General features: G+C 67.4%; 2 protein-coding genes. One reads left to right on the top strand and one right to left on the bottom strand.

Translation table 11 applies throughout. The features are described 5' to 3' along the window. On the top strand, positions 1–794 hold a 794-nt coding region (gene rsmA, locus MJD61_04470; GenBank protein ID MCG8554531.1), incomplete at its 5' end, for a 16S rRNA (adenine(1518)-N(6)/adenine(1519)-N(6))-dimethyltransferase RsmA. Positions 795–813: 19 nt separating this feature from the next. On the opposite strand, the gene MJD61_04465 is transcribed toward rsmA, so the two are convergent. Continuing rightward, positions 814–1,020: guanylate kinase (locus MJD61_04465; GenBank protein ID MCG8554530.1), on the bottom strand; the 207-nt coding region annotated here is incomplete at its 5' end.

Genomic DNA, 1,020 nt, shown 5'->3' with positions numbered 1-1,020 from the left:
CGGACGTGATCGCGGCCCATGGCATCGGGGCGAAGAAGTCGCTCGGCCAGAACTTTCTGCTCGACTTCAACCTGACGATGAAGATCGCGCGCGCCGGCGGCGATCTGGCGCAGGTCACCGTGGTGGAGATCGGCCCCGGACCGGGCGGGCTGACCCGGGCGCTGCTGGCGGCGGGCGCCGCCAAGGTTGTGGCCATCGAGCGCGACCGGCGCTGTCTTTCGGCGCTCGAACAAGTGGCGGAGCGTTATCGCGGCCGGCTCGAAGTGATCGAAGCCGACGCCTTGACGATCGACTGGACGAAAGTGACCGACGGTCGCGCGCGCATCATCGCCAATCTGCCCTACAACGTGGCGACGCCGCTGCTCGCCGGCTGGCTCACCGCAGATCCATGGCCGCCATGGTACGATTGCGTGGTGGCGATGTTTCAAAAAGAGGTGGCGCAGCGCGTGTGTGCCGGCGTCGGCGACAAGGCATATGGCCGGCTGTCGGTTTTGACCGGCTGGCGGACCGACGCACAAGCGTTATTCGACGTGCCGGCGGCCGCGTTCACCCCGCCGCCGAAGGTCACCTCCAGCCTCGTTCGCCTGATCCCCCGCCGCGAGCCGCTCGCGTGCGATATCGACAAGCTGCAGGCGATCACGCGGGCCGCGTTCGGGCAGCGGCGCAAGATGCTGCGTTCCAGCCTGAAAAGCCTCGGCGGGCAGGCGCTGTTGGAGCGGGCCGGCATCGACGGTTCGCGGCGCGCCGAAGAGCTGTCGGTGGAGGAATTCGTGACGCTGGCCAATCGGCTGTGAGGCTGTGGCGATAGATGGGCTAACCGGTCAGCTGGCCGACGAACTTCTCGAGCCCGGGTCGCCGGCCACGGCGCAGGCGCTCGGCGATCAGTATCGCGTGCACCTGGTCGAACGCGACTTCCAGATCGTTGTTGATGACGACGAAGTCGTAGTCCTGCCAGTGGCCGATCTCGGTGCGGGCGTTTTCGAGCCGCCGTTCAATCACTTCGGGCGTGTCCTCCGCGCG

This window comes from Pseudomonadota bacterium (assembly GCA_022361155.1).
Classification (GTDB): Bacteria; Myxococcota_A; Polyangia; order Polyangiales; family JAKSBK01; genus JAKSBK01.
Note: the sequence above shows the minus strand (reverse complement) of the source record. Positions and strands in the feature narration are given on the sequence as shown.